Source organism: Chitinimonas taiwanensis DSM 18899 (genome assembly GCF_900119825.1).
Classification (GTDB): Bacteria; Pseudomonadota; Gammaproteobacteria; order Burkholderiales; family Chitinimonadaceae; genus Chitinimonas; species Chitinimonas taiwanensis.
In genome coordinates, this window is sequence record NZ_FPKR01000005.1 from 104,821 (window position 1) to 127,747 (window position 22,927).

The window sequence follows — 22,927 nt, forward strand, 5'->3', positions numbered from 1 at the left end:
TGCTTAGCGCCCGCTACGCAGCGTGAGCACACCGCTGGCGATGATCAATAACATCGCCAGCCAGCTGTCCAGACCCAGCACATCACCGAACAGCAGCATGCCAAACAGGCTGGCGCACAGCACGGTTACATAGGCAAGGCTGGCCACCACCAGCGTGCGCCCCATCCGGTAGGCGCGGGTCATGGCCAGCTGCGCCGCCGTGGCGCAGGCGCCCATGCCCAGCAGAATGCCGATATTGTCCCAGCGCAGCGGACTGAAGCGGTCGAACAACATGCCTATACCGGCCGCCACGGTGGCAATCAGCGAGAAGTAGAACACCGTGCGCCATTCAGGCTCACCGGCCTCGCCCAGCATGCGCACATTCAGATAGGCCACCCCGGCGCCAAAGCCAGAAGCCAGCCCGAGCAAACCCGCCAACCACTGCTCACGACTGAAGGTGGGCTGCAACAGCAGGACCACGCCGACAAAACCCAGCCCCAACGCGGCCAGCAGCTTGCGCGACGGTCGCTCGTGCAGCCAGAAAGTGGTCAACAGGGCGAAGAATAAGGGCGAGGTGTAGTTGAGCGTCACCGCCGTCGCCAGCGGCAGATGGGCAATTGCGTAGAAGTAAAGCGCCAGCGCCAGCGTGCCAGCCACGCCGCGGCTCAGATGCTTGCCCAGCAAGGGCGTGCGCAGACTGCCGCCACGCGCCAGAACCACGGCACCAATGACCAGAAAACCGACTAGACAGCGATAGAAGACCAGCTCGGCGGTACTGAACTGGCTGGCACCCAGCTTGACGAATACGCCCATGCAGGCGAACAACAGGGAGGCGGCCAACATCCAGAACGGACCGGAGTGGCGCAATCGAAGCAGGGCAACAGGCATGGGCGGCATTGTAGCTGGCCCATGCCGGTCGCCGGCGCAGCCGGCGGGAATATAGTCAGGCCTTGAGCAGCAAGGCGCCAGACAGCAGCTTGACCAGCTCGGCCTGCCTATGGGTACCCGTCTTCCAGAACATCGACTTGAGCTGGGTACGCACGGTGGACACCTGCACCGTCAGGCGCGCGGCAGCTTCAGTCGGGGTGCAGCCCTCGAGGATCAGCGCGGCCAGGCGACATTCAGCCGGCGAAAGACCATACAAGGCGGCCAGCACATCCAGCGGCTGCTCCTCATTCCCCGCCGGGTTGTGCGCCATCAGCAAGGCCAGCGGGCGTCGACCGTCGGCAACCAGTGGTGAATCGGCTGGCAGCGGTGCCACCAGCACCGTCAATCGGTCACCGCCGGCATTCTCGAACGCCAGTGCACCGCTCTGCGCGGCCTGCTGCGTCGCCTGCTGCAATAAGGTGGACAGTTTGGCGGCCATGCCGCTGCCCTCGGCGGTCACCCGACCATTGCGCACCACGATGCAGGGCATACCACCCTGCTCGGCCGCATGGTTGGCGAAGATGACCTGACCATCCCCATCCGCCACCCACATCGGCGCAGCTAAGCGGTCGAGTGCCTGGCGGGCGACCGCGGCCTGCATGCTCAGGCGTGCGAACTCGGTCGACAGACGGCAGGCCAGCTCCATATGGGGCGACAAGCGCTCCAGGAAAGCCGCCTCGGCCGCCGCAAACACATCGGCATCGGGGCCGCGCTGGAAAGTCAGCACCGCCTCACTGCGGCCGTCATCGAATACCCGCGCGCCGATCAAATGGCGCATGCCATTCGGCAACATATAGCGCTGGAAGAACTCGCTGCGGGCGACATAGCTGTCATCGAAATACTGATGCTCCGCCACCCACACACCCACCTGGCTGCGATTGATGATGGATAGCCAAGGATCAGTCGCCAGATAAGTATCCTGATAGGCGCGTATGGCCTGCTCGCTCAAACCATACAGATTCCAGCGCATCGGCTCGCCCGTCTGCTTATTGCGCAGGCAGAAGCCAGCCGCACTTGCACCCACCGTATCGGCGATGCGATGCAGCAAACCATCCCACTTGGATGGTTCCAAGACCGCCGCATGGATGGCGGTCACCAATTGATCATATTGACGAGATTTGTTGTCGCCCATATTGGCCCGCTCCCTCGCGGCCACGGCTTGTTGTTCTGCGTCGGGCATTTTGGTCAGGCTGGCAGTTATATTCAAGCGATTCTACCCGGAAGTTTAGACCCATCCACCATTTGGGGGATGACTCACCCCCACCCAAAGCAATACATTCTCCCTACCGCCCGAGGAGGAGGAAGTCTCGGGAGGAGGGGGAATCTCCTCTTGGCCGGCGCAAAGCCGACGGCCGCCACAAAGCCAGCAGCAGGACCCGGCGCCATATTAAAAACCAGCCGGGCGACGTTAGCCAGCAAAAAAGAAACGGGCGATCCACTGGATCGCCCGTTTCTCATTCTGGGCCGTGCGAAGCTGGCTCGTTTACATCAGATTCTGTTCGGCCACACCGACATTCAGATCCGCATTTGCCGCATCACTTTCCTTGGAGAGCGGGCTCGCGCGTCGATTTTCCATCTCATCCAGATAGTGCGCATCCACGTCACCGGTAATGTACTCACCGGAGAAACAGGATGTCTCGAAGCGGGTGATTCGCCCACCGCTCGCATCGCTGACGGCCTGAACCAAGGCGTCGATATCCTGATAGAACACGGCGTCCGCGCAGATTTCCTCGGCAACCTTGGCCGCATCGCGGCCGGTGGCGATCAGCTCCGCGCGGGTTGGCATATCGATGCCGTAAACATGCGGGAAGCGCACAGGTGGCGCAGCCGAGGCAAAGTAAACCTTCACCGCGCCAGCTTCACGCGCCATCTGCACGATTTCCTTGGAAGTGGTGCCGCGTACGATGGAATCATCCACCAACAGCACATTGCGGCCCTTGAACTCCACCGAGATGGCATTGAGTTTCTGGCGCACCGATTTCTTGCGGGTAGCCTGGCCAGGCATGATGAAGGTACGGCCGATATAGCGATTCTTCTGGAAGCCCTCTCGATACGGCAGGCCAAGGTGATTGGCCAACTGCAGCGCACTGGCACGGCTGGTGTCGGGAATCGGGATCACCACATCGATATCCAGCTCGGGCAGGCTGCGGCGGATCTTTTCCGCCAGGTTGTCGCCCATATTCAGGCGGGCCTGATAGACAGAGATACCATCCATGACCGAGTCGGGACGCGCGAAATACACATGCTCGAAAATGCATGGCACGAGGTCGGGCGCGCTTGCGCATTGGCGACTACGCAGTTCACCCTCCGGGGTGATGTGTACAGCCTCGCCCGGCTCGATATCGCGCATCAGCTTGAAGCCCATGGTATCGAGCGCCACCGATTCGCTGGCAACCAGATACTCGGTGCCTTCCTGCGTAGCATGCTCACCAATCACCAGCGGACGGATGCCATGCGGATCGCGGAAAGCCACCAGGCCGTAGCCGGCAATCAGTGCCACGACAGCATAAGCACCGCGCACGCGCTGATGCACGGCGGCAATCGCGTCAAAGATGGTTTCCGAATCGAGCTGAAAGCCATGCGCACGCTTCTGCAATTCATAGGCGAATACATTCAGCAAGGCTTCCGAATCGGAATTGGTGTTGATATGCCGCAGATCGCTGCGGTACATCGCGTCCTTCAATTCCTTGTGATTGGTCAGATTGCCGTTGTGCGCAAGCACGATGCCAAAAGGGCTGTTCACATAGAACGGCTGCGACTCGGCCAGGCTAGATGCCGAACCGGCCGTGGGATAGCGCACATGGCCGATGCCGATGCTGCCCTTGAGCGAACGCATATTGCGGGTGCGGAAGACATCCGCCACCAGACCCTGTCCCTTGTGCATATGCATGACGCCACCGGCTTCCGCCGTGACGATGCCGGCCGCGTCTTGGCCACGGTGCTGCAAGACCAGCAGACCGTCATACAGCAGTTGGTTGACAGGTGTTTTCGCCACTACACCGAGAATGCCGCACATGATGCTTCCTTGCTTTACGAATCCAGAAGGCCGACTGACTGCGTCGGGCTTTACTCAAACTTGATATGGCTGGCCAGCTCGCTGGGCAACCAGGGTTTCAATGCTGCCGCAGCGGCCTCGAAAGGTGGGCTGAACATGGCGTTGCGCCAGATCGGCGCTTGCGGCAAGGAGGTCAGGCCCGCCACGATCACCAGGGCCAGCACGATCAATGCCCCACGCGCCACGCCAAACACTGCACCAATCAATCTATCCAGCGGCGCCAAGCCACTGGCCTTCACAAACTGGGCCAAGGTAATGCGAACAATAGCCGATACAAACCACACCCCGAGCAAGATGCCGACGAAGCCGGCAATCAGGCGCAGCTCGGTTGTCGGCACATCGGGTGGCAGGCGCGCACCAAGATCGGCCGCATAGCGCTGTGCCAGCCAAAAGCCGACGATCCAGGCCAGCAGAGAGAGAATTTCCGACAGGCCGCCGCGCAGCACCGCCAGTAGCACGGACAGGCCGATGATGATCAGGACTGCGTAGTCGAAACCGGTCATTTGCCAACAATATTGCTGGAGACACCGGCGGCCGCCAGCTTGCCATGCGCTTGTTCGGCCAGGTCACGACTGGCATAGGGGCCGGCGCGCAGACGCGTCAGCTCGCCCTTCTCGGTCTTGACTGCCTCGGTATGCACATTTACACCAGCCGCCTTCGCCTTGCTCTGCAAGGCGGAAGCCTTCGTTGCATCGGCAAAGGCACCAATTTGCAGGAAGAATTTGCCCGTAGGCTTGTCGACATGCTTGGCGGCTTGTTTCGCCAGATCATCCTCCAAGCCATCGAGCAGCTTGGCAGGATCCTTCACCGTCGGCGCAGGCTTGAGCGGCGGCTTCTCAACTGGTTTTTCAGCCGGCTTTTCCACCGGCTTAGGTTCGGGCTTATTGACCGGTTTCGCTTCCGCCGGTTTCACCGCAGCTGGCGCGGGTGTGTCTTGCAGAGGTTCCGCGGACGGAGCTGGCGGTTCAATCTGATCAGCGGGTAGCTCGGCAGGCGGCATGACCGGGTCGGGCTGCACCGTCCCCGCCAATGCAGGCTTGGAGCTGACGATGGCGACCGACTCCTGCACCAGGCTTTGCGGTGGCTGATCGTCCATCACTGTCCACAAGACGATCAGGGCGATCAATACCAACGCGACCGCGCCCACCAGGCGGCGGCGGGCACGTTTTTTCAGGGCGGTCAGTTCTTCGCTAATAGGGGCGTCGGCCATGGGCGGGTCTAGCGCGGCTTCAATGCAAGCATGTCAGCTACGACTTTGAAACATCCGAAGGCCGCGATTCTATCATTTTCCCCTGCAACAGAACGTGCGGCCTTAAATGCATCGGCAACCGTGGGATAAATATGGATGCGCGCGCTGCTACCGGATGCCGCGATCAGCTCCGCAATCTGCTGTGCAGACGCTGCGCGCGGCACATCGAGGTCAACCACATGCCAGACATCAATGCGCTCCTTCAATAGGCCAATCACCCCTGCGATGTCCTTATCGGCCAAGGCAGCAAACACCGCATGCGTGGTTGGGAAGAAGCCCTGGTTAAGCAGGTTCTGCGCGAGTGCGGCGGCAGCATGCGGGTTGTGGGCGACATCCAGCACGATGGATGGCCGACCGGGCAATACCTGGTACCGGCCAGCCAGTTCAACCTCGACCAGGCCGCGCTTGATGTCGCCCACACCAACCGGCACACGATCATGCAGCGCATCGAGGATCGCGATCACCAAGCTGGCATTGGCCAGCTGGTAAGCGCCGCGCAGTGCGGGGAAAGGCAGGCCAGGCTTCTGACCCTGGCGGCCACGCCAGCGCCATTGGGTGGTTTCATTCGTGTAGCCAAAATCGCGGCCGATCAGCTGCAAATCAGCCTTGATCTGCGCAGCATGGTCGAGCAGCGCCTGCGGCGGCTGGCTATCGGCGCAGAAGGCGGGCTTGCCCGGCCGGAAGATGCCCGCCTTTTCCCGCCCGATCGCTTCGCGGTTATCGCCCAGAAAAGCCTGGTGGTCGATATCCACGCTGACCACCGCCGCCACATCGGGCTCGAAAACATTGACCGCATCGAGCCGACCGCCCAAGCCCACTTCCAGCACGGCCACATCCACACCGGCCTGAATAAACTGGTGCATGGCCGCCAAGGTGCCGAATTCGAAGTAAGTAAGCGACTCCCCTGCCCTGGCCTGCTCCACCGCGCGCAGGCTGGCGACGATGGCAGCATCGCTGGCTGGCACTAGATTGATGGCAACCCGCTCGTTGTAATGCAGTAGATGCGGGCTGGTATAGGTGCCCACCTTATAGCCCGCCGCGCGGTAAGCGGCCGACAGCATGGCGCAGGTCGAACCCTTTCCATTGGTGCCGCCTACGATGATGACGGGAAAAGCTGGCTGCAGCTGCATGCGATCACGCACCCGCGCGACGCGCTCCAGCCCCATATCGATGGCAGAGGGGTGCAGTTGCTCCAGATGCGCCAGCCAGGCGTCCAGGGTATCGGCGTCGAAAGACATGGTGTGCTTGACCTTGTGCGGGAAAAGAAAAGACACGGAAGTGGCCTGACCACTTACGTGTCTCTCATTAAATGCGGCCTGACGGCCGGGCTTCAAGCGACGGCGGGCTGCTTTTGCAATAGCGTGAGCAAGGCCGCCAGACGCTGACGCAGCTCACGCCTATCCACGATCATATCGATGGCACCCTTCTCAAGCAGGAACTCGGCACGCTGGAAACCCTCCGGCAAGGTTTCGCGCACGGTCTGCTCGATCACCCGCGGGCCGGCGAAACCGATCAGCGCACCGGGTTCGGCAATCACCACATCGCCCAGGAAGGCAAACGAGGCGGACACGCCACCCATGGTCGGGTCGGTCAGCAGGGAGATAAATGGCAGGCCGCGCTCGGACAGCTTGGTGAGGATCGCACTGGTCTTGGCCATCTGCATCAGGGACATCAAGCCTTCCTGCATGCGCGCACCGCCCGAGGCAGACACGCAGATGAAGGGGCAGCCGTTCTCGATCGCAGCGTTCACACCACGTACGAAACGCTCGCCGACTACCGAGCCCATCGAACCGCCAATGAAACGGAATTCAAACGCGGCCACCACCACCGGCACGGACAGAATCGCCCCCTGCATCACCACCAGTGCATCTTCCTCGCCCGAAACCTCTTGGGCACCGGCTAGGCGCTCCACATAGCGACGCGAGTCCTTGAACTTGAGAAAGTCGGTCGGCCTGACTTCGGCGCCGATCTCGAAGCGACCTTCCGCATCCAGCATCATGTCCAGCCGCTGACGGGCCGAAACGCCGTTGTGATGCGAACACTTGGGGCAGACCTCAAGATTATTTTCGAGATCGGTGCGATACAGCACGGCTTCACAGGCCGTGCACTTGCTCCACAAGCCTTCCGGCACCGACTTGGATGGACCGGCCGGCTTGGCCTTGATTTTCGGGGGTAGCAGTTTTTGCAACCAGCTCATAGCGGGACTCCTACGCCGGCCAGCTAAGCTGACCAAGCGCTTGAAAATGATGAGGGCCGCACTTGCGGCCCCAGGGGGTTACTGACGGGCGCCATCCATGGCGCTGCGCACTTCGCGCATAAAGGCAATCAGCCGCGGCGTGGCATCCGCACCGTGCTCCTCGACCTCTTGTACTAGACGGCTGCCAATAATGACCGAATCGGCAATCCTGGCCACCGCTTGGGCGGTAGCCGCATCGCGGATACCGAAGCCGACTCCGATCGGTACACTCAGCTGTTCGCGCAGGGTGGACAGCTTGCTGGCCACATCGTCGAGATCCAGATTGGCCGCACCAGTCACGCCTTTCAGCGACACATAGTAGACATAGCCGGAGGCGAGCTTGGCCACTTCCGCTACGCGCCAGGCCGGCGTGGTTGGGGCGAGCAGGAAGATGGGATCCAGTTCATGCGCTTTCAGCACTTCGGCAAGCGGGCCCGCCTCTTCCGGCGGCATATCCACGGTCAGCACGCCATCCACGCCAACAGCCTTGGCCTGCTCGGCGAAAGCCTGATAGCCCATGGCTTCGATAGGGTTGGCATAGCCCATCAACACGACTGGCGTGTCGGCATCCTTGCGCCGGAATTCGCGCACCATGCCCAGCACATCGCTCAGGCTGGTGCCGTGTGCCAGCGCACGCTCGGACGCCTTCTGGATGACCGGGCCATCGGCCATCGGGTCAGAAAACGGCACGCCCAGCTCCAGGATATCGGCGCCACCCGACACCAGCGCATGCATCAGGCCCACCGTAGCGGCCGGATGTGGATCGCCCGCGGTGATGAAGGGAATGAGCGCCTGCTTCTTATGCGTTTGCAGGCGTGCAAAAGTGGTCTGAATACGTGACATAAGCTCTGCTTGTTCTACGGGCAGCCAGGCGCCCGCATAGCGTGTTTCTTAAAGTTCCAGGCCTGCGATGCGCGCGACGGTAGGAATATCCTTGTCGCCACGACCGGACAGATTCACCAGAATGATCTGATCCTTGCGCATCGTTGGGGCGAGTCGCGCCGCATAGGCGAGAGCGTGACTCGATTCCAGGGCCGGGATAATACCCTCAGTCCGGCACAATGCGTGAAAAGCCGCCAGCGATTCATCGTCATTCGCAGCGGTATATTCAACCCGGCCAATATCCTTCAGATAGCTGTGCTCTGGGCCAACGCCGGGATAATCGAGGCCAGCCGACACCGAATGGGTCTCGATGATCTGGCCGTGCTCATCCTGCATCAGATAGGTGCGATTGCCGTGCAGCACACCAGGGCGTCCCGCCGTCAGCGGTGCAGCATGACGACCGGTTTCCACGCCATCACCACCAGCCTCGACCCCGATCATGCGCACGCCAGGTACGGTGATATAGGGGTAGAACATGCCAATCGCGTTCGAGCCACCGCCTACACAGGCGACCACCGCATCGGGCTGGCGACCGGCCATCTCGGCCATCTGCACTTTCGACTCCTCGCCGATCACGGCCTGGAAATCACGTACCAACATCGGGTAAGGATGCGGGCCGGCTGCCGTACCCAAAATGTAGAAAGTGCTGTCCACATTGGTCACCCAGTCACGCATCGCCTCATTCAGCGCATCCTTCAAGGTGCGCGAACCCGAGGTGACCGGCACAACGGTCGCGCCGAGCAATTTCATGCGGAATACATTGGCCGCCTGGCGCTGGATATCCTCGGCGCCCATATAAACCACGCACTCCATGCCATAGCGCGCGGCCACGGTCGCGGAGGCTACGCCATGCTGACCAGCACCGGTTTCGGCAATCACACGCTTCTTGCCCATGCGACGCGCCAGCAGCGCCTGACCGATGGTGTTGTTGATCTTGTGTGCGCCGGTGTGGTTGAGGTCTTCACGCTTCAGGTAGATCTGCGCGCCACCCAATTGCTCGGACCAACGCTGGGCGTGGTAAATCGGGCTGGGACGGCCTACATAGTGCTTGAGCTCATGCCGGTACTCGGCCATGAAGGCAGGATCCTGCTTGGCCAGCTCGTACTCGCGGCGCAGCTCATCCAGCGCAGCCATCAGCGTTTCAGATACATAGATGCCGCCGTAGTCGCCAAAGCGACCGCGCAGATCGGGCAAATCATAGGCTTGGGGAACAAGCAGATCGTTGATGTGCATCGGTACTTCCGTTGAGCAAGTATTACAGGCCAGCCGAAGCCGGATCAAAACGGGCAGCGCGCACGGCCGCCACAAATTGCTTTACCAGCAGGGCATCTTTCACACCCTTGCTGGACTCCACGCCACTGGACACATCGACGGCCCAGGGCTGAACACGTTCCACCGCCTCGGTGACATTCACTGGGCTCAAACCACCGGAGAGTATCAGCGGCAGAGGCAAGCCCACCGGCAAGAGCGACCAATCAAAGCGCTCACCCGTGCCACCCGGCGCTGCGGCCGAGTAGGCATCACACAGCAGGCCCCGCGCATCGGCGTAGCGATCGGCGAATTCTAGCAAATCGAGGCCAGGTTTTACCCGTACTGCCTTGATATAGGGTCGACCGAAGGAACGACAGTATTCGGGGGATTCGTCGCCATGAAACTGCAGCAGATCAAGCGGCACGGTCCTTAGCACACCTTCCACCAGCGATGGATCGGCATCCACGAACAGGCCTACCGTGCTGACAAAAGGCGGCATGGCCGCCGCGATCTCATGGGCAAGATTGATCGACACATTGCGCAGGCTAGGCTCGTAGAACACCAGGCCAATGGCATCAGCCCCGAGCGCCGCAAGGCGCTGGGCAGTCGCGACATCGCGCAAGCCGCAAATCTTGATTCTTGGGGTCATAGCAGGATTACAGCAAGACAGTTCAGACCAGATAGTGGCGGAAGGTGGGCTCGCTGGCAATGCCAAAGGCGGCCGGGTAGCTGACTCCAGCAAAGTAGAGGCCATCGGGCATGAAGGTAGGCGGGGCAATGGTTCTGTCCCGCGCCGCCAGCAAGTGCGCCATCCAGTCGGGGCTCTCCGCCCCCTTGCCGATATGGATCAGCGCACCCATCAGATTGCGCACCATATGATGAAGAAAGCCGCTCGCCGAGGCATCCACGTAAAAGAGGTCACCCTCGCGCTGGATATCGAGCCGCGTCAGCATCTTCACCGGGCTCGCCGCCTGACACTCGGCCGCGCGGAAGCTGGAAAAATCATGCTCGCCAAGCAGATGACGGGATGCTGCCTGCATGCTAGCCAGATCAAGGGGGGCGTGATGCCAACCTACCCGCCCCGCCAAGAGGGCCGAACGCACCGGATGATTGAGCAGCAAGTAGCGGTAATGCCGCGCAGTAGCCGAGAAACGCGCATGGAAGGCCTCATCCACCGCCTGAGCCCACAACACCGCCACGCTAGGCGGCAGGAAGCTATTCACACCACGCACCCAAGCCGTCAGCGGGCGCTTGGCCTCGGTATCAAAATGCACGATCTGTCGGGCCGCATGGACACCCGCATCGGTACGACCCGCCGCATGCACGCGCACTGGCGTACCAGCCATCTGTGCAATCGCAGCTTCCAAGGCATCCTGGACCGCCAAGCCATTTGGCTGAGACTGCCAACCGCAGAAAGCGCGCCCATCGTATTCAATGCCCAAGGCAATCCGCATCTCAACAACCCATTCCGCGCACCGCGCAGCCACAAAAAACAAGGGCGTGGGTCGCTATGCGCAACCCACGCCTTGGCAAAACCACTGAGCCGCTTAGAGCTGTGCGAGCAGCGATTCAGCAGTCGACTTTTGCTCGGTATTACCCTCGCTCATGGCCTCCTGCAGAATTTCACGCGCACCTTCCTTATCGCCCATATCGATGTAAGCACGGGCCAGATCGATCTTGGTGGTCACCGGATCATCAAGCTCAGCACTGAAGTCAGCAATATCGGCACCGCTGCCCGCTTCCGGCGCAATGTCCAGATCGAGGCTCATGCCATCCACGTCCAGCGGTGCTTCGGCAGCCGGAGCCGCCGCTTCATTCAGATCAAAGTCGAAATCCAGATCACTGGCCAGATCGGACGATGCAAGCTCAGCCGGCATTGCATTCAATTCCGGCATGCTCAGTGCAGCCTCATTCAGTTGCAGGCCGAAATCATCGGCTGCCGGCGCAGCCGCAGGCGACTCGTTACCCAGCTCCAGCGGGATATCCAGCGAGAGAATGTCATCATCCGCTGCAGCAGGTGTGCTGCTAGGTGCTGGGGTATCTAGCTGGAAATCCAGACCCGAAGCGGCGGACTCTTCCACCGCCACGGCTGGCATGTCTAGGTCGAAATCCATGGCCGGGGCGGCCTCAGGTTCGGCCTTCACCGGACTGTCGAGCTGAAAGTCCAGATCCGCCTTGTCATCCAGCTCAGCCGCGACCTGATTCGATACCGGGGTATCGAACTTGCCGGTATCCATCATTTCGCCCAGTGTGCCGGCCGACATGATCATGGTCTTGTCCAATGAGCCGGTATCAACCGGAGCCTGCTGCTGATACAGGCTGTTGCTGGGGTCGAGCACGCGGCCCATTTCGGCCGCTTGCGCCCAGACCGCACCCTGACCTTGGCTGGCCGAATACAGCTCCTGCGCGGCAGTCTCAAAAGCAGCCGGGTTCTTGCGCGCTGCGTAGATCTCCAGCAGCTTCAGACGCACTTCCTGGCGGCTACCATCGCGCACCAGCGCATCCTTGAGAATTTCCTCGGCCTGAGCGTCACGGCCATAGGCCATATACACCTCAGCCTCGGCAATCGGATCGACTTCATCGGTATCGATGGTACCGAGGCCCGCGCGGCTGAAATCGGTCAGAAAGGAGTTTTCCGTCACGCCGGTGCTGATCACGGCGCCGCCCGTATTACCGACCATGGTGTTCGACTTCAGGTCCGAGCCGGTAATCACGCTATCGGAAAAGTTGCCGCTTTTGCGGCGACGCAGCGCCCAGAAAGCACCACCGCCGAGCAGCACAGCCAGCAGGCCACCACCGCCCAGAACCAGCGGATTTTCCAGCAAGGATGGTTCGGGTTCCGGCTCCTCGATAATAACGGGCGGACGCTTCTTCTTCGGCTTTTCAGCCGGCGGCGGTGCTACAACCGGCGCAGCAGGTGCGGCCTCAGGCGCAGTGGCATTCGGCGGGGCCACCTCGGCCGAAACAGCGGCTTCGGCGGGCTTGGTTTCCGTTGCTGGTTCAAGCGGCTTTTGCGGCTCGGCCGGAGCTACCGCCGGGGCAGCTGCGGCTTGCTTTTGCAGCTCTGCACCTTGCTTGCTCTTCAAGGCCAATAAGTCTTCTAGCTTCTTATTGGTCTTTTCCAGCTCAGCAACCCGTTGATTCGCCTCTTGCAAAGCCTTCTGACGGGCAACCGACTCTTCTTCCAACGTCTGCACACGCTCGCGCAGCTTGCCTTCTTCGCCCTTCGAGAGCTTCAGGCTGTCCTTACCTGCCAGCTCGCGTGCGGCGACAGGCTCGTCGACCTTGGCCACGATCTTGCCACTACCACCGGCCTCATCACCCTGCGAAGCCGGTGCTGCGGCGGCAAGCTTGGCACGGTAACTACGCCAGTCATCCGCCTGTACCTTGACCTCTTGCGCGGCCACGCGTGGATCGATGGCGCTCAGGGCCTCCTTGCTGGGAATGGACAGAATACGACCGCGCTTGAGGCGGTTCATATTATTGCCATCGAAAGCACCTTGGTTAGCGCGATACAGACCAACCAGCATCTGGTCCAGACTCACCCCTTCCACCTGAGTCTGACGTGCAATCCCGGCCAGGGTTTCGCCTGGCTTGACGGTGTGGGTCGAGTCAGACTCTGCAACAGCCTTGGGCTCAGACTTGGCTTCAGGCTTTGCCTCGACAGGCCTGACCTCCGGCTTGGGCTGAGCAGGCTTGCTTTCCACCGCAGGCTTTGGTGCCAGCACGGGCTTGGGCAAAGGCTGATTATTCGCTGGCTGAGCCGGCGCAACCGTGCGCACAGGCGTGCTGGCGTTGTAGCCCACCGGGTCAAGCAAGGCGGTGTACTCGCGCAGCACGCGACCACCATCCCATTTCAATTCCAGCAGAAAATCCAGGAAAGGTTCGTTAACCGATTGTGCTGAATTGACTGCAATGAAATATTGGCCATTACTGCGCTTTTCCAAATTAAAGCGCAGACCCAATGCGGTCGACGGATAGTCGATTTGTGCCTCGCGATACGCTTCCGGCGCCGCCAGTGCGGCGCGCAGCGATTCGACTTCTGCCGGTTGCACAGCAACCAGATCGATCTCGGCACGTAAGGGCTGTCCCAATCCGGACAGTACATTCAAACGCCCCAAGCCAGCCGCATGCAGCGCAACAGGTATTGTCGCCAAGGCTACAGCCATCACGGTGGCTTTGAGTTTTGATTCGATTCGCACGGCTCCCACCCTTTTTTGCGGAGTCAAATTTCCGACAAGTAAATTAACATCATGGGGTTATGCACGCAAGCTCAGGTGCCATCTGAGTTTAGGTTGCAATTTACGCAAATAAAAAGACGAAATTTGCCACTTAGATTTCAATGAGATACATGACATTGGCGTGAAGATGTCACATTGCGCCGAAAACCGGCTCGGACAACTTTGCCAGTCTCGGCACGCGTCCGAGCTGCCAGTTTTCCCTCGCCCAGGCCCAGATCTCGGTCGGCAACGCCCCGCGCAAGCGCGAATCGGGCGACTGGCCAAGCCGCTGAAGCGCCTGCCAAAGCAATTCACTCACCCTCCCCTTATCCAGCGCTGGCGCCAGGGTTTGTTTACTGAGTTTCTCGCCAGCGGCATTGGTCAATATAGGCAAATGCGCGTAATTGGGGCGCCGATATCCAAGGCATTGCTGCAAATACAATTGCCTTGGCGTTGAATCAAGCAAGTCCGCGCCACGCACAATATGGTTTATTCCCTGATCAGCATCATCCACCACCACGGCGAGCTGATAGGCGAAATAGCCATCGGCACGCAGCAGTACAAAGTCACCTACCTGACTGATCAAATCCTGCGCCTGTACACCTTGAATCGCATCGTCAAAACTAATCAGAGCCGGCGCTTCCACACGCAGGCGCCAGGCACGCGGCGCGCGTCCGGCGCGCGGCCCGTTGCGGCAGAAACCGGGATACAGCGCACCATCGATGCCCATCTTGCCGGCCTCGGCAATTTCCTTGCGCGTACAGGCGCATCCATAGGCCCGCCCCTCGCGCAGCAGATCATCCAGCACCGCACGGTAATACTCGAGCCGGCGACTTTGATAGCGCAGCTCGCCATCCCAGGCAAAACCAAAGGCTTCCAGCGTACGCAGGATGTCGTCGGCCGCGCCAGGCATCTCACGCGGCGGGTCGAGATCCTCCATGCGCAGCAGCCATTCCCCCCCTTGGACTCTTGCCTCCAGGAAGCTCGCCACGGCTGTCAGCAGTGACCCTTCATGCAGCGGGCCAGTGGGGCTAGGCGCAAAGCGGCCACGGTAAGGCTGACTTATGCTGGCTGTGTCTTTGGAAATAACCATGCTATGCGGGGTGGGCGCGGGGCTTCTGATACAATCGCCGTGTTTGTTGCGCCGCAAATATCGAGGATTAAAAGAAATGACTTACGTGGTGACCGATGCCTGCGTGAAGTGCAAATATACCGACTGCGTTGACGTATGTCCGGTGGACTGCTTCCGCGAAGGCCCCAATTTCCTGGTAATCGATCCGGACGAGTGTATCGATTGCACGCTCTGCGTGGCCGAGTGCCCGGTTGAGGCAATCTACGCCGAGGACGATGTACCGGCTGATCAGCAGATCTATATCCAGCTCAACGCCGAGCTGTCCAAGCATAGCGCCTGGACACCCATCGTCGAGAAAAAGGACCCACTGCCCGACCACGACCAGTGGGCAAACGTTAAAGGCAAGCTCGCCCATCTGGACAAGAACGGCGCCTAAGCCCTCGCGCAGCACACCGTAGTTCGCAACGCCCGCCATCCCGATACTGGCGGGCGTTTGCATTTTGGACTTCCGCTCAAGCACTCAGCGCAGCAAGCGCCACAAGGTGGTGCGACTGATTCCGAGCCGATGCGCCGCCATGGTCTTGTCCCCACCGCATTCGGCCAGCATGGCCAGCGCATGCTCGCGGCGCAGTTGCTCGGCGGTTTCCGCCAGGGGCATATCACTGCGTGGCATGCCGGACAGCAGCTCGGGGGCCAGCCTACGCACATCCCCTTCCTGCAGCCGCCCACTGGCGGCCAGAAATACCGCCATGCGCTCGACCACATTCTGCAGCTCGCGCACATTGCCCGGCCAGGCATGCCCCTGCGCCACCGCCAGCAGGGGCTCAGTCAGCGCCGCCACCGGCAGCGCCGAGCCCTGGCGCAGCAAGGCATCCTGCGCCAACCGTTCAGCCAAGAGGCGCACATCATCACCGCGAGCCGCCAGACTGGGCAACGGCAGCGAGAGGATATTCAGACGATAGAACAGGTCGGCACGAAAACGCCCAGCCGCCACGGCCGACTGCAGCTTGGCATGGGTGGCAGCAATCACGCGCACATCGACCGGAATCGGCTCCGCCGCACCAAGGCGCAGTACCTCGCGCTCCTGCAACACACGCAGCAAGCGAGTCTGCAGCGGTAGCGGCATATCGCCGATCTCATCCAGAAACAGGGTGCCATGATCGCCCAGCTCAATCAGACCCGGCTTGCCACCACGACGCGATCCCGTAAACGCCCCTTCCTCGTAGCCAAACAATTCCGATTCCAGCAGGCTTTCCGGAAAAGCTGCGCAGTTCAGTGCCACAAACGGCGCAGCGGCACGGCGCGATAGCTGGTGTATGCCTTGGGCAAACAACTCCTTGCCGGTGCCCGATTCGCCCTCGATCAGCACCGCCGCATCGGCCTGCGCATACAGCGCCGCCAGCTCGCGCGCAGCGCGAATGCCTGCCGATTCGCCCAGCACATCGCTCAAGGCATAGCGGGCACGGAATGGACTCTTGCGTGCCTCGGCGCGCAATTTGCGGTCGGCACGCTCAATCGCGCTCGACTCCTGCAGGGTAAGCACCGCACCAACCTGCTGACCCGCCTCCACCAGCGGCAGCTGCTGGGTCACCAGGCGCCGACCGGCAAGCGTGATCACTTCATCGCGCCGCGGCTCGCCTGAGCGCAACACCTCACCCAGCTGCAGTTCAGGCGCCAGCTCGCTCAACTGGCGCCCCAGCGCCTGTTGGGCACTCAGGCCCAGCAAGCTGGCCAGAGCCGGATTGATGCTTTGCACGCGCCCCTCCCCATCCACGGCCACCACCCCCTCGGACAGACTTTCCAGAATCCGGTCCAGACGCTCGCGCTTGCCCTCTTCCAGCCGCGCCACCCGACTCAACTCCAGCGCGGCATCAAAGGCCGCCAGAATCGATTCGCCCGAGTAGATCAGCACACCCGGCAAACCGTACTCAGCCGCAAGATGCACGACCTTGCTTGAGCCCACCACCACCGGCTGGGCCGCACGGGCCAGGGTATCCAGATGGCGGCGTGCATCGGCGTCGTTGTCGTAGATCAGCGGGGTCAGGTCCAGATTCAACAGGGGCTTGAGCGCCAGGATGTCCTCACCCAGGCGACGCCGAGTCAGCAGCACCGCGCGCGGACTCAGGCGGCGCGCCTCGGCCAGTGCACGCAGAATGTCGTAGCCCGACACCTTGATCTGCACTACCGGCACCGGCAGTGCCGCACGCAGCTGCTCCGCCCCCTGCCCGGCCGCAATCACCGCATCGAGCTGCCCGGCTTGCAGCAAGCCCTGCAACTCGGGTACGGCCGCCTCGGCCGATGACTCTATCAAGCGCCAGTCCACACCAAGGCCGCGCCCAGCCAATTGCGCGCGCACCAGATTCGCCAGCGCACGCGTTGCCACCACCGCAAACACCGCCTGTGTCGAGCGTGCCATACCCACCCCTTTTTTCGTTTCAAGCCTGCCAGCAACGCCAAGCCCACAGACTTGCAGCAGGGGCAGGATTGGCCGGACAAAGCCGATAATATCCCTAGTTTGAAACATCACGTTTCAATAGTGAAACAAAAACCTAGACAAGCAGGCGCGCCGGCAGCCTCTGGCTACTCGGCTATGCTGATGATTTAGCGCGGAATTCCGCCCCAAAAACCGCCTGCAGCCAAGGCTGGCCCAGCTTTTGCACATAGGCGGGCCTTGCCGCTTTACCGGAGAAACACCCCATGTCCCTCAGCTCCCCCGGCGCGCGCTTTCGCGCTGCTGTCGAACGCGAAAAGCCGCTGCAAATCGTCGGCGCCATCAATGCCTATGCCGCCCTCTTGGCCGAGCACAGCGGCCACCAAGCCCTGTATGTCTCAGGTGGCGGTGTGGCCGCCAGCTCCTGCGGCATTCCCGACCTGGGCATTACCACGCTGGAAGATGTGCTGATCGATGTGCGGCGGATTACCGACCGCACCGCGCTGCCGGTGCTGGTCGATATCGATACCGGTTGGGGTGGCGCCTTCAATATCGCGCGCACTGTGCGCGAGATGATCCGCGCCGGCGCTGCCGCCGTGCACATCGAAGACCAGGTACTGGCCAAGCGCTGCGGCCACCGGCCCGGCAAGGCAATTGTGTCGGCCGCCGAGATGGTCGACCGGGTCAAGGCCGCGGTCGACGCGAAGACCGACCCCGAGTTCGTAATCATGGCGCGTACCGATGCATTGGCCGTGGAAGGCCTGCAGGCCGCCATCGACCGTGCCTGCGCCTGCGTGGAAGCCGGTGCCGACATGATCTTCCCCGAGGCGATGGAGAGCCTCGAGATGTATCAGGCTTTTGTGGATGCGGTGAAGGTGCCGGTGCTGGCCAATATCACCGAGTTCGGCAAGACCCCGCTATTCACGCGCGAACAGCTTGGCAGCGTGGGCGTGAGCATGATGCTCTACCCGCTGTCCGCCTTCCGCGCCGGCGCCAAGGCGCAGCTCAATGTGTATGAACACATCGCGCGTGATGGCAGCCAGCAGGCGGTGGTCGGCAGCATGCAGACCCGCATGGAGCTGTATGAGCACCTCGGCTACCACGTCTACGAGCAGAAGCTCGATGCGCTGTTCGCCGCCGAAGGTAAGGCCTGAGCATGCCCTTTACCCTGCGTGGCGAACGCGTGCTGCTGCGTGACTGGCGTGACGACGATCTGCCTGCCTGGGTGGCCATGAATGCCGACCCGGCGGTACGCCGCTATTTCCCCAGCGTGCTCGATGAGGCCGCCGCGCTGGGCGAGGCCAGTCGCATCCGCGCCCATGCAGAGCGCGAGGGCTTCACCTTCTGGGCCCTGGATATCCCGGGCGTTGCCGACTTCGCCGGCTTCGTCGGCCTGATCCGCACCGGCTTCGACGCGCATTTCACGCCTTGCGTGGAAATCGGCTGGCGCCTGGCCCAGGCCTATTGGGGCCAAGGCTATGCAAGCGAAGCCGCGCGTCTGGCCCTGCAACAGGGCTTCGACACGCTGCAGCTCGATGAAATCGTCGCCCTGACCGTACCCGCCAATCTGCCCTCGCAGGCCGTCATGCAGCGCATCGGCATGCGGCGCGATCCCTCGGACGACTTCGACCATCCGCGCCTTAGCGATGGTCATCCGCTGCAGCGTCATCTTCTGTATCGAATCAAGCGCCAGGATTGGCGTGCGCAACTGAGCGCCTAAACCCCCACCGTGTCTGGAGATTTACATGAGCGAGCAAGTCCTGCCCAAAGCCAAGAAATCGGTCGCCCTGTCGGGCGTCGCCGCCGGCAACACCGCCCTGTGCACCGTGGGCCGCACCGGTAACGATCTGCATTACCGCGGCTACGACATTCTCGATGTGGCCGATGCCTGCGAGTTTGAGGAAATTGCCCATCTGCTGGTACACGGCAAGCTGCCCACCGTGGCGGAACTGGCCAGCTACAAGCAAAAGCTCAAAGCCCTGCGCGGCATTCCGGCCAATGTGAAGGCGGTACTAGAGGCACTGCCGGCCAGCGCTCACCCGATGGATGTGATGCGCTCGGCGGTATCGGCGCTCGGCTGCACCTCGCCCGAGAAGGACGACCACAACCTCGCCGGCGCACGCGATATCGCCGACAAGCTGATGGCCTCGCTCGGCTCCATGCTGCTGTACTGGTATCACTACAGCCATAACGGCCGCCGCATCGAGGTAGAAACCGACGATGACAGCATCGGCGGCCACTTCCTGCACCTTCTGCATGGCGAGAAGCCACGCGCCAGCTGGGTCAAGGCCATGCACACCTCGCTGGTGCTGTATGCCGAGCATGAATTCAATGCCTCGACCTTCACCGCCCGTGTGGTGGCCGGCACCGGCTCGGACATGTATAGCGCGATTACCGGCGCGATTGGCGCGCTGCGCGGCCCCAAGCACGGCGGCGCGAATGAGGTGGCGTTTGAAATCCAGAAGCGCTACGACAACCCGGACGAGGCCGAGGCCGATATCCGTGCACGGGTCGAGCGCAAGGAAGTGGTGATCGGCTTTGGCCACCCGGTTTACACAGTCAGCGACCCGCGCAATGTGGTGATCAAGCGCGTGGCCAAGTCGCTGTCGGACGAGGCGCGCAATACCAAGATGTATGACATCGCCGAGCGCCTGGAAGCGACCATGTGGGAAATCAAGAAGATGTTCCCCAATCTCGACTGGTTCAGCGCGGTCAGCTACCACATGATGGGTGTACCGACCGCCATGTTCACCCCGCTGTTCGTCATCTCGCGCACCAGCGGCTGGGCTGCCCATGTGATCGAGCAACGCCAGGACGGCAAGATCATCCGCCCTAGCGCCAACTACACCGGGCCGGAAGACCTGGCCTTTGTGCCGATCGCGCAGCGCTAAAGCCTGCCGGCCCGCGCCCACACGTAGGCGCGGGCGCCATACCAAGCCTGCGTGCGCGAGACGCGCCGGGCAAACTGACTGGGTACCACACCATGAACACCGCTTATCGCAAGCCTTTGCCGGGCACGGCACTGGACTACTTTGATGCCCGCGCCGCCGTCGAAGCGATCCAGCCGGGCGCCTGGGATGCCCTGCCCTATACCTCGCGCGTGCATGCCGAGAATCTGGTGCGCAAGGCCGATCCAGCCATTCTGGAACAATCGCTGCGCCAGCTGATTGAGCGTCGCCGCGAGCACGACTTTCCCTGGTTTCCGGCCCGCGTGGCCTGCCACGACATCCTCGGCCAGACTGCGCTGGTCGACCTCGCTGGCCTGCGCGATGCCATCGCCCAGCAGGGCGGCGACCCGGCCAAGGTCAACCCGGTGGTGCCGGTGCAGCTGATCGTCGACCACTCGCTGGCGGTGGAATGCGGCGGCTTCGACCCCGACGCCTTCCGCAAGAACCGCGAGATCGAGGAGCGCCGCAACGAAGACCGCTTCCATTTCATCGAATGGACCAAGCGCGCGTTTGCCAATGTGGATGTGATCCCGGCCGGCAACGGCATCATGCATCAGATCAATCTGGAGAAGATGTCGCCGGTCATCCACGCCGACAGGGGCGTCGCCTACCCCGATACCTGCGTGGGCACCGACTCGCATACGCCGCATGTGGACGCGCTGGGTGTGATCGCGATTGGCGTGGGTGGCCTGGAGGCCGAGAACGTGATGCTGGGCCGCGCCTCCTGGATGCGTCTGCCCGAGATCGTCGGCGTCAAGCTCACCGGCCAGCGTCAGCCCGGCATCACCGCCACCGATGTGGTGCTGGCACTGACCGAGTTCCTGCGCAAGTCCAAGGTGGTCGGCGCCTACCTCGAGTTTTACGGTGAAGGCGCGGCCAAGCTGACCATTGGCGACCGCGCCACCATCTCGAATATGGCGCCTGAATACGGCGCCACGGCGGCCATGTTCAGCATCGACCAGCAGACGCTCGACTACCTGAGCCTGACCGGTCGCGAGGCCGAACAGGTCAAGCTGGTGGAGATTTATGCGAAGACGGCTGGCCTGTGGTCGGACTCGCTAAAGCATGCGGTGTACGAGCGCAATCTCGAGTTCGATCTGTCCAGCGTGGTGCGCAATATGGCCGGCCCCTCGAATCCGCATGCGCGCGTGGCCACCAGCGATCTGGCCGCCAAGGGCATCGCCGGCCAGTGGCAGATGCCCGCTGCCAGCGAGGGCACCATGCCCGACGGCGCCGTGATCATCGCGGCCATCACCTCCTGCACCAATACCTCCAATCCGCGCAATGTGATTGCCGCCGCGCTGTTGGCGCGCAATGCCAATCGGCTGGGCCTCAAGCGCAAGCCCTGGGTCAAGTCCTCGCTGGCGCCGGGCTCCAAAGCGGTAGAGCTCTACCTGCAGGAAGCCGACCTGCTTGGCGACCTGGAGCAGCTCGGCTTCGGCATCGTGGCTTTTGCCTGCACCACCTGCAATGGCATGTCGGGCGCGCTCGACCCGGCCATCCAGCAAGAGATTGTGGACCGCGATCTGTACGCGACCGCCGTGCTGTCGGGCAACCGCAATTTCGACGGGCGCATCCATCCCTATGCCAAGCAGGCCTTCCTCGCTTCGCCACCGCTGGTGGTGGCGTACGCAATTGCCGGCACCATCCGTTTCGATATCGAAAACGATGTGCTCGGCGTGGTCGAGGGGCGCGAGATACGCCTGAAGGACATCTGGCCCAGCGATGAGGAAATCGACGCGATTGTCGCGGCCTCGGTCAAACCTGCGCAGTTCCGTCAGGTTTACGAACCGATGTTCGCCGTGCAGGCCAGCGATGGCGAGGTAGTCAGCCCGCTGTATGACTGGCGCCCGCAGTCGACCTATATCCGCCGCCCGCCCTACTGGGATACCGAGGGCGTCGGTGCGCTGGCCGCCAATCCGCGCACGCTGAAGGGCATGCGCGCGCTGGCCGTGCTGCCCGACAACATCACCACCGACCATCTGTCGCCCTCGAACGCGATCCTGATGAATTCGGCGGCGGGCGAATACCTGCACAAGATGGGCCTGCCCGAAGAGGACTTCAATTCCTACGCGACCCACCGCGGCGACCACCTGACCGCCATGCGCGCCACCTTCGCCAACCCGACCCTGAAGAACGAGATGGTGCGCAAGGCCGATGGCAGCATCCAGGTCGGCTCCTGGGCGCGCATCGAGCCCGAGGGCAAGGTGGTGCGCATGTGGGAGGCAATGGAAGCCTATCAGCAGCGCAAACAGCCGCTGATCATCGTGGCCGGCGCCGACTACGGCCAGGGTAGCTCGCGCGACTGGGCGGCCAAGGGCGTGCGTCTGGCGGGCGTGGAAGCGATTGCCGCCGAGGGCTTTGAGCGCATCCACCGCACCAATCTGATCGGCATGGGCGTATTGCCGCTCGAGTTCCAGCCCGGCACCACCCGGCTGACCCTGGGCCTAGATGGCAGCGAGCTGTATGCGGTGGAAGGTGAACTGAAGCCGCGCGCCGTGCTGAGCCTGCTCATCACCCGGCGCGATGGCGAGGTCTTGCGCGTGCCGATGACCTGCCGCCTCGATACGGCCGAGGAGGTCTCGGTCTATGAGGCGGGCGGCGTGTTGCAGCGCTTCGCCCAAGACTTCCTGGCCGGCAAGGTCTAAACCCGCGGCGCCATGACTGCGGCCAGCCA

General features: G+C 62.1%; 19 protein-coding genes. 5 read left to right on the forward strand and 14 right to left on the reverse strand.

The genetic code is table 11. The features are described 5' to 3' along the window. Window positions 1-3: 3 nt before the first annotated feature. The 13 genes from BT173_RS07420 to gluQRS all read right to left on the reverse strand — a co-directional run bounded on the left by BT173_RS07420 (window position 4) and on the right by gluQRS (window position 14,892). On the reverse strand, window positions 4-876 hold the full coding sequence (locus tag BT173_RS07420) for a DMT family transporter (RefSeq protein ID WP_308417562.1): 873 nt from the start codon (window positions 874-876) through the stop codon (window positions 4-6). Between the two features lie 46 nt (window positions 877-922). Further along, window positions 923-2,086: a hypothetical protein gene (locus tag BT173_RS07425; RefSeq protein ID WP_139256088.1), complete on the reverse strand. Its 1,164-nt coding sequence runs from the start codon at window positions 2,084-2,086 to the stop codon at window positions 923-925. A gap of 303 nt (window positions 2,087-2,389) precedes the next feature. Continuing rightward, complete coding sequence (gene purF / locus BT173_RS07430) at window positions 2,390-3,922, reverse strand: amidophosphoribosyltransferase (RefSeq protein ID WP_072428007.1); 1,533 nt, start codon at window positions 3,920-3,922, stop codon at window positions 2,390-2,392. 50 nt (window positions 3,923-3,972) lie between these two features. Beyond that, the gene (locus BT173_RS07435; protein WP_072428008.1) at window positions 3,973-4,464 is read right to left on the reverse strand and encodes a CvpA family protein; all 492 of its coding nucleotides are present in this window, start codon (window positions 4,462-4,464) and stop codon (window positions 3,973-3,975) included. Beyond that, window positions 4,461-5,171 (reverse strand): SPOR domain-containing protein, encoded by a 711-nt coding sequence (locus BT173_RS07440; protein ID WP_072428009.1) that lies wholly within the window; start codon window positions 5,169-5,171, stop codon window positions 4,461-4,463. Before BT173_RS07440 ends, BT173_RS07435 begins: the two co-directional genes overlap by 4 nt. 8 nt (window positions 5,172-5,179) lie before the next feature. Continuing rightward, window positions 5,180-6,448 carry a bifunctional tetrahydrofolate synthase/dihydrofolate synthase gene (gene folC, locus BT173_RS07445; protein ID WP_072428010.1) on the reverse strand — a complete coding sequence of 423 codons (1,269 nt, stop codon included), beginning with the start codon at window positions 6,446-6,448 and terminating at the stop codon, window positions 5,180-5,182. A gap of 92 nt (window positions 6,449-6,540) precedes the next feature. Then, window positions 6,541-7,407 carry an acetyl-CoA carboxylase, carboxyltransferase subunit beta gene (gene accD, locus BT173_RS07450; protein ID WP_072428011.1) on the reverse strand — a complete coding sequence of 289 codons (867 nt, stop codon included), beginning with the start codon at window positions 7,405-7,407 and terminating at the stop codon, window positions 6,541-6,543. A gap of 78 nt (window positions 7,408-7,485) precedes the next feature. Beyond that, window positions 7,486-8,289, reverse strand: coding sequence for a tryptophan synthase subunit alpha (trpA, locus tag BT173_RS07455; protein WP_072428012.1), 804 nt, complete (start codon window positions 8,287-8,289; stop codon window positions 7,486-7,488). 48 nt (window positions 8,290-8,337) lie between these two features. Continuing rightward, window positions 8,338-9,561: a tryptophan synthase subunit beta gene (gene trpB, locus BT173_RS07460; protein WP_072428013.1), complete on the reverse strand. Its 1,224-nt coding sequence runs from the start codon at window positions 9,559-9,561 to the stop codon at window positions 8,338-8,340. Between the two features lie 22 nt (window positions 9,562-9,583). After that, window positions 9,584-10,228 carry a phosphoribosylanthranilate isomerase gene (locus tag BT173_RS07465; protein WP_072428014.1) on the reverse strand — a complete coding sequence of 215 codons (645 nt, stop codon included), beginning with the start codon at window positions 10,226-10,228 and terminating at the stop codon, window positions 9,584-9,586. Window positions 10,229-10,250: 22 nt separating this feature from the next. After that, complete coding sequence (gene truA / locus BT173_RS07470; protein WP_072428015.1) at window positions 10,251-11,033, reverse strand: tRNA pseudouridine(38-40) synthase TruA; 783 nt, start codon at window positions 11,031-11,033, stop codon at window positions 10,251-10,253. A gap of 93 nt (window positions 11,034-11,126) precedes the next feature. After that, window positions 11,127-13,748, reverse strand: coding sequence for a motility hub landmark protein FimV (locus BT173_RS07475; RefSeq protein ID WP_072428016.1), 2,622 nt, complete (start codon window positions 13,746-13,748; stop codon window positions 11,127-11,129). Window positions 13,749-13,950: 202 nt separating this feature from the next. After that, on the reverse strand, window positions 13,951-14,892 hold the full coding sequence (gene gluQRS, locus BT173_RS07480) for a tRNA glutamyl-Q(34) synthetase GluQRS (protein WP_072428017.1): 942 nt from the start codon (window positions 14,890-14,892) through the stop codon (window positions 13,951-13,953). A gap of 76 nt (window positions 14,893-14,968) precedes the next feature. Between gluQRS and fdxA the strand changes: the two genes are divergently transcribed. Next, window positions 14,969-15,307 carry a ferredoxin FdxA gene (gene fdxA, locus BT173_RS07485; RefSeq protein WP_072428018.1) on the forward strand — a complete coding sequence of 113 codons (339 nt, stop codon included), beginning with the start codon at window positions 14,969-14,971 and terminating at the stop codon, window positions 15,305-15,307. 84 nt (window positions 15,308-15,391) lie between these two features. On the opposite strand, the gene prpR is transcribed toward fdxA, so the two are convergent. Then, window positions 15,392-17,287 (reverse strand): propionate catabolism operon regulatory protein PrpR, encoded by a 1,896-nt coding sequence (prpR, locus tag BT173_RS07490; RefSeq protein ID WP_072428019.1) that lies wholly within the window; start codon window positions 17,285-17,287, stop codon window positions 15,392-15,394. Between the two features lie 281 nt (window positions 17,288-17,568). Here prpR and prpB point away from each other — a divergent pair, with 281 nt between their 5' ends. From prpB to acnD, 4 genes are all read left to right on the forward strand, one after another. Then, window positions 17,569-18,456, forward strand: a complete 888-nt coding sequence (gene prpB, locus BT173_RS07495) for a methylisocitrate lyase (RefSeq protein WP_072428020.1) — start codon at window positions 17,569-17,571, stop codon at window positions 18,454-18,456. A gap of 2 nt (window positions 18,457-18,458) precedes the next feature. Then, window positions 18,459-19,022, forward strand: coding sequence for a GNAT family N-acetyltransferase (locus BT173_RS07500; protein WP_072428021.1), 564 nt, complete (start codon window positions 18,459-18,461; stop codon window positions 19,020-19,022). A 25-nt stretch (window positions 19,023-19,047) separates the two neighbouring features. After that, on the forward strand, window positions 19,048-20,193 hold the full coding sequence (prpC, locus tag BT173_RS07505) for a bifunctional 2-methylcitrate synthase/citrate synthase (protein ID WP_072428022.1): 1,146 nt from the start codon (window positions 19,048-19,050) through the stop codon (window positions 20,191-20,193). 92 nt (window positions 20,194-20,285) lie between these two features. Further along, window positions 20,286-22,898: a Fe/S-dependent 2-methylisocitrate dehydratase AcnD gene (gene acnD, locus BT173_RS07510; RefSeq protein WP_072428023.1), complete on the forward strand. Its 2,613-nt coding sequence runs from the start codon at window positions 20,286-20,288 to the stop codon at window positions 22,896-22,898. Window positions 22,899-22,927: the final 29 nt, after the last annotated feature.

Bases quoted from the DNA above. Each gene is read 5' to 3' on its own strand.
- BT173_RS07420 (WP_308417562.1), bottom strand. From the start codon at position 876: ATGCCGCCCATGCCTGTTGCCCTGCTTCGATTGCGCCACTCCGGTCCG.
- BT173_RS07425 (WP_139256088.1), bottom strand. From the start codon at position 2,086: ATGCCCGACGCAGAACAACAAGCCGTGGCCGCGAGGGAGCGGGCCAAT.
- purF (WP_072428007.1), bottom strand. From the start codon at position 3,922: ATGTGCGGCATTCTCGGTGTAGTGGCGAAAACACCTGTCAACCAACTG.
- BT173_RS07435 (WP_072428008.1), bottom strand. From the start codon at position 4,464: ATGACCGGTTTCGACTACGCAGTCCTGATCATCATCGGCCTGTCCGTG.
- BT173_RS07440 (WP_072428009.1), bottom strand. From the start codon at position 5,171: ATGGCCGACGCCCCTATTAGCGAAGAACTGACCGCCCTGAAAAAACGT.
- folC (WP_072428010.1), bottom strand. From the start codon at position 6,448: ATGTCTTTCGACGCCGATACCCTGGACGCCTGGCTGGCGCATCTGGAG.
- accD (WP_072428011.1), bottom strand. From the start codon at position 7,407: ATGAGCTGGTTGCAAAAACTGCTACCCCCGAAAATCAAGGCCAAGCCG.
- trpA (WP_072428012.1), bottom strand. From the start codon at position 8,289: ATGTCACGTATTCAGACCACTTTTGCACGCCTGCAAACGCATAAGAAG.
- trpB (WP_072428013.1), bottom strand. From the start codon at position 9,561: ATGCACATCAACGATCTGCTTGTTCCCCAAGCCTATGATTTGCCCGAT.
- BT173_RS07465 (WP_072428014.1), bottom strand. From the start codon at position 10,228: ATGACCCCAAGAATCAAGATTTGCGGCTTGCGCGATGTCGCGACTGCC.
- truA (WP_072428015.1), bottom strand. From the start codon at position 11,033: ATGCGGATTGCCTTGGGCATTGAATACGATGGGCGCGCTTTCTGCGGT.
- BT173_RS07475 (WP_072428016.1), bottom strand. From the start codon at position 13,748: ATGGCTGTAGCCTTGGCGACAATACCTGTTGCGCTGCATGCGGCTGGC.
- gluQRS (WP_072428017.1), bottom strand. From the start codon at position 14,892: ATGGTTATTTCCAAAGACACAGCCAGCATAAGTCAGCCTTACCGTGGC.
- fdxA (WP_072428018.1), top strand. From the start codon at position 14,969: ATGACTTACGTGGTGACCGATGCCTGCGTGAAGTGCAAATATACCGAC.
- prpR (WP_072428019.1), bottom strand. From the start codon at position 17,287: ATGGCACGCTCGACACAGGCGGTGTTTGCGGTGGTGGCAACGCGTGCG.
- prpB (WP_072428020.1), top strand. From the start codon at position 17,569: ATGTCCCTCAGCTCCCCCGGCGCGCGCTTTCGCGCTGCTGTCGAACGC.
- BT173_RS07500 (WP_072428021.1), top strand. From the start codon at position 18,459: ATGCCCTTTACCCTGCGTGGCGAACGCGTGCTGCTGCGTGACTGGCGT.
- prpC (WP_072428022.1), top strand. From the start codon at position 19,048: ATGAGCGAGCAAGTCCTGCCCAAAGCCAAGAAATCGGTCGCCCTGTCG.
- acnD (WP_072428023.1), top strand. From the start codon at position 20,286: ATGAACACCGCTTATCGCAAGCCTTTGCCGGGCACGGCACTGGACTAC.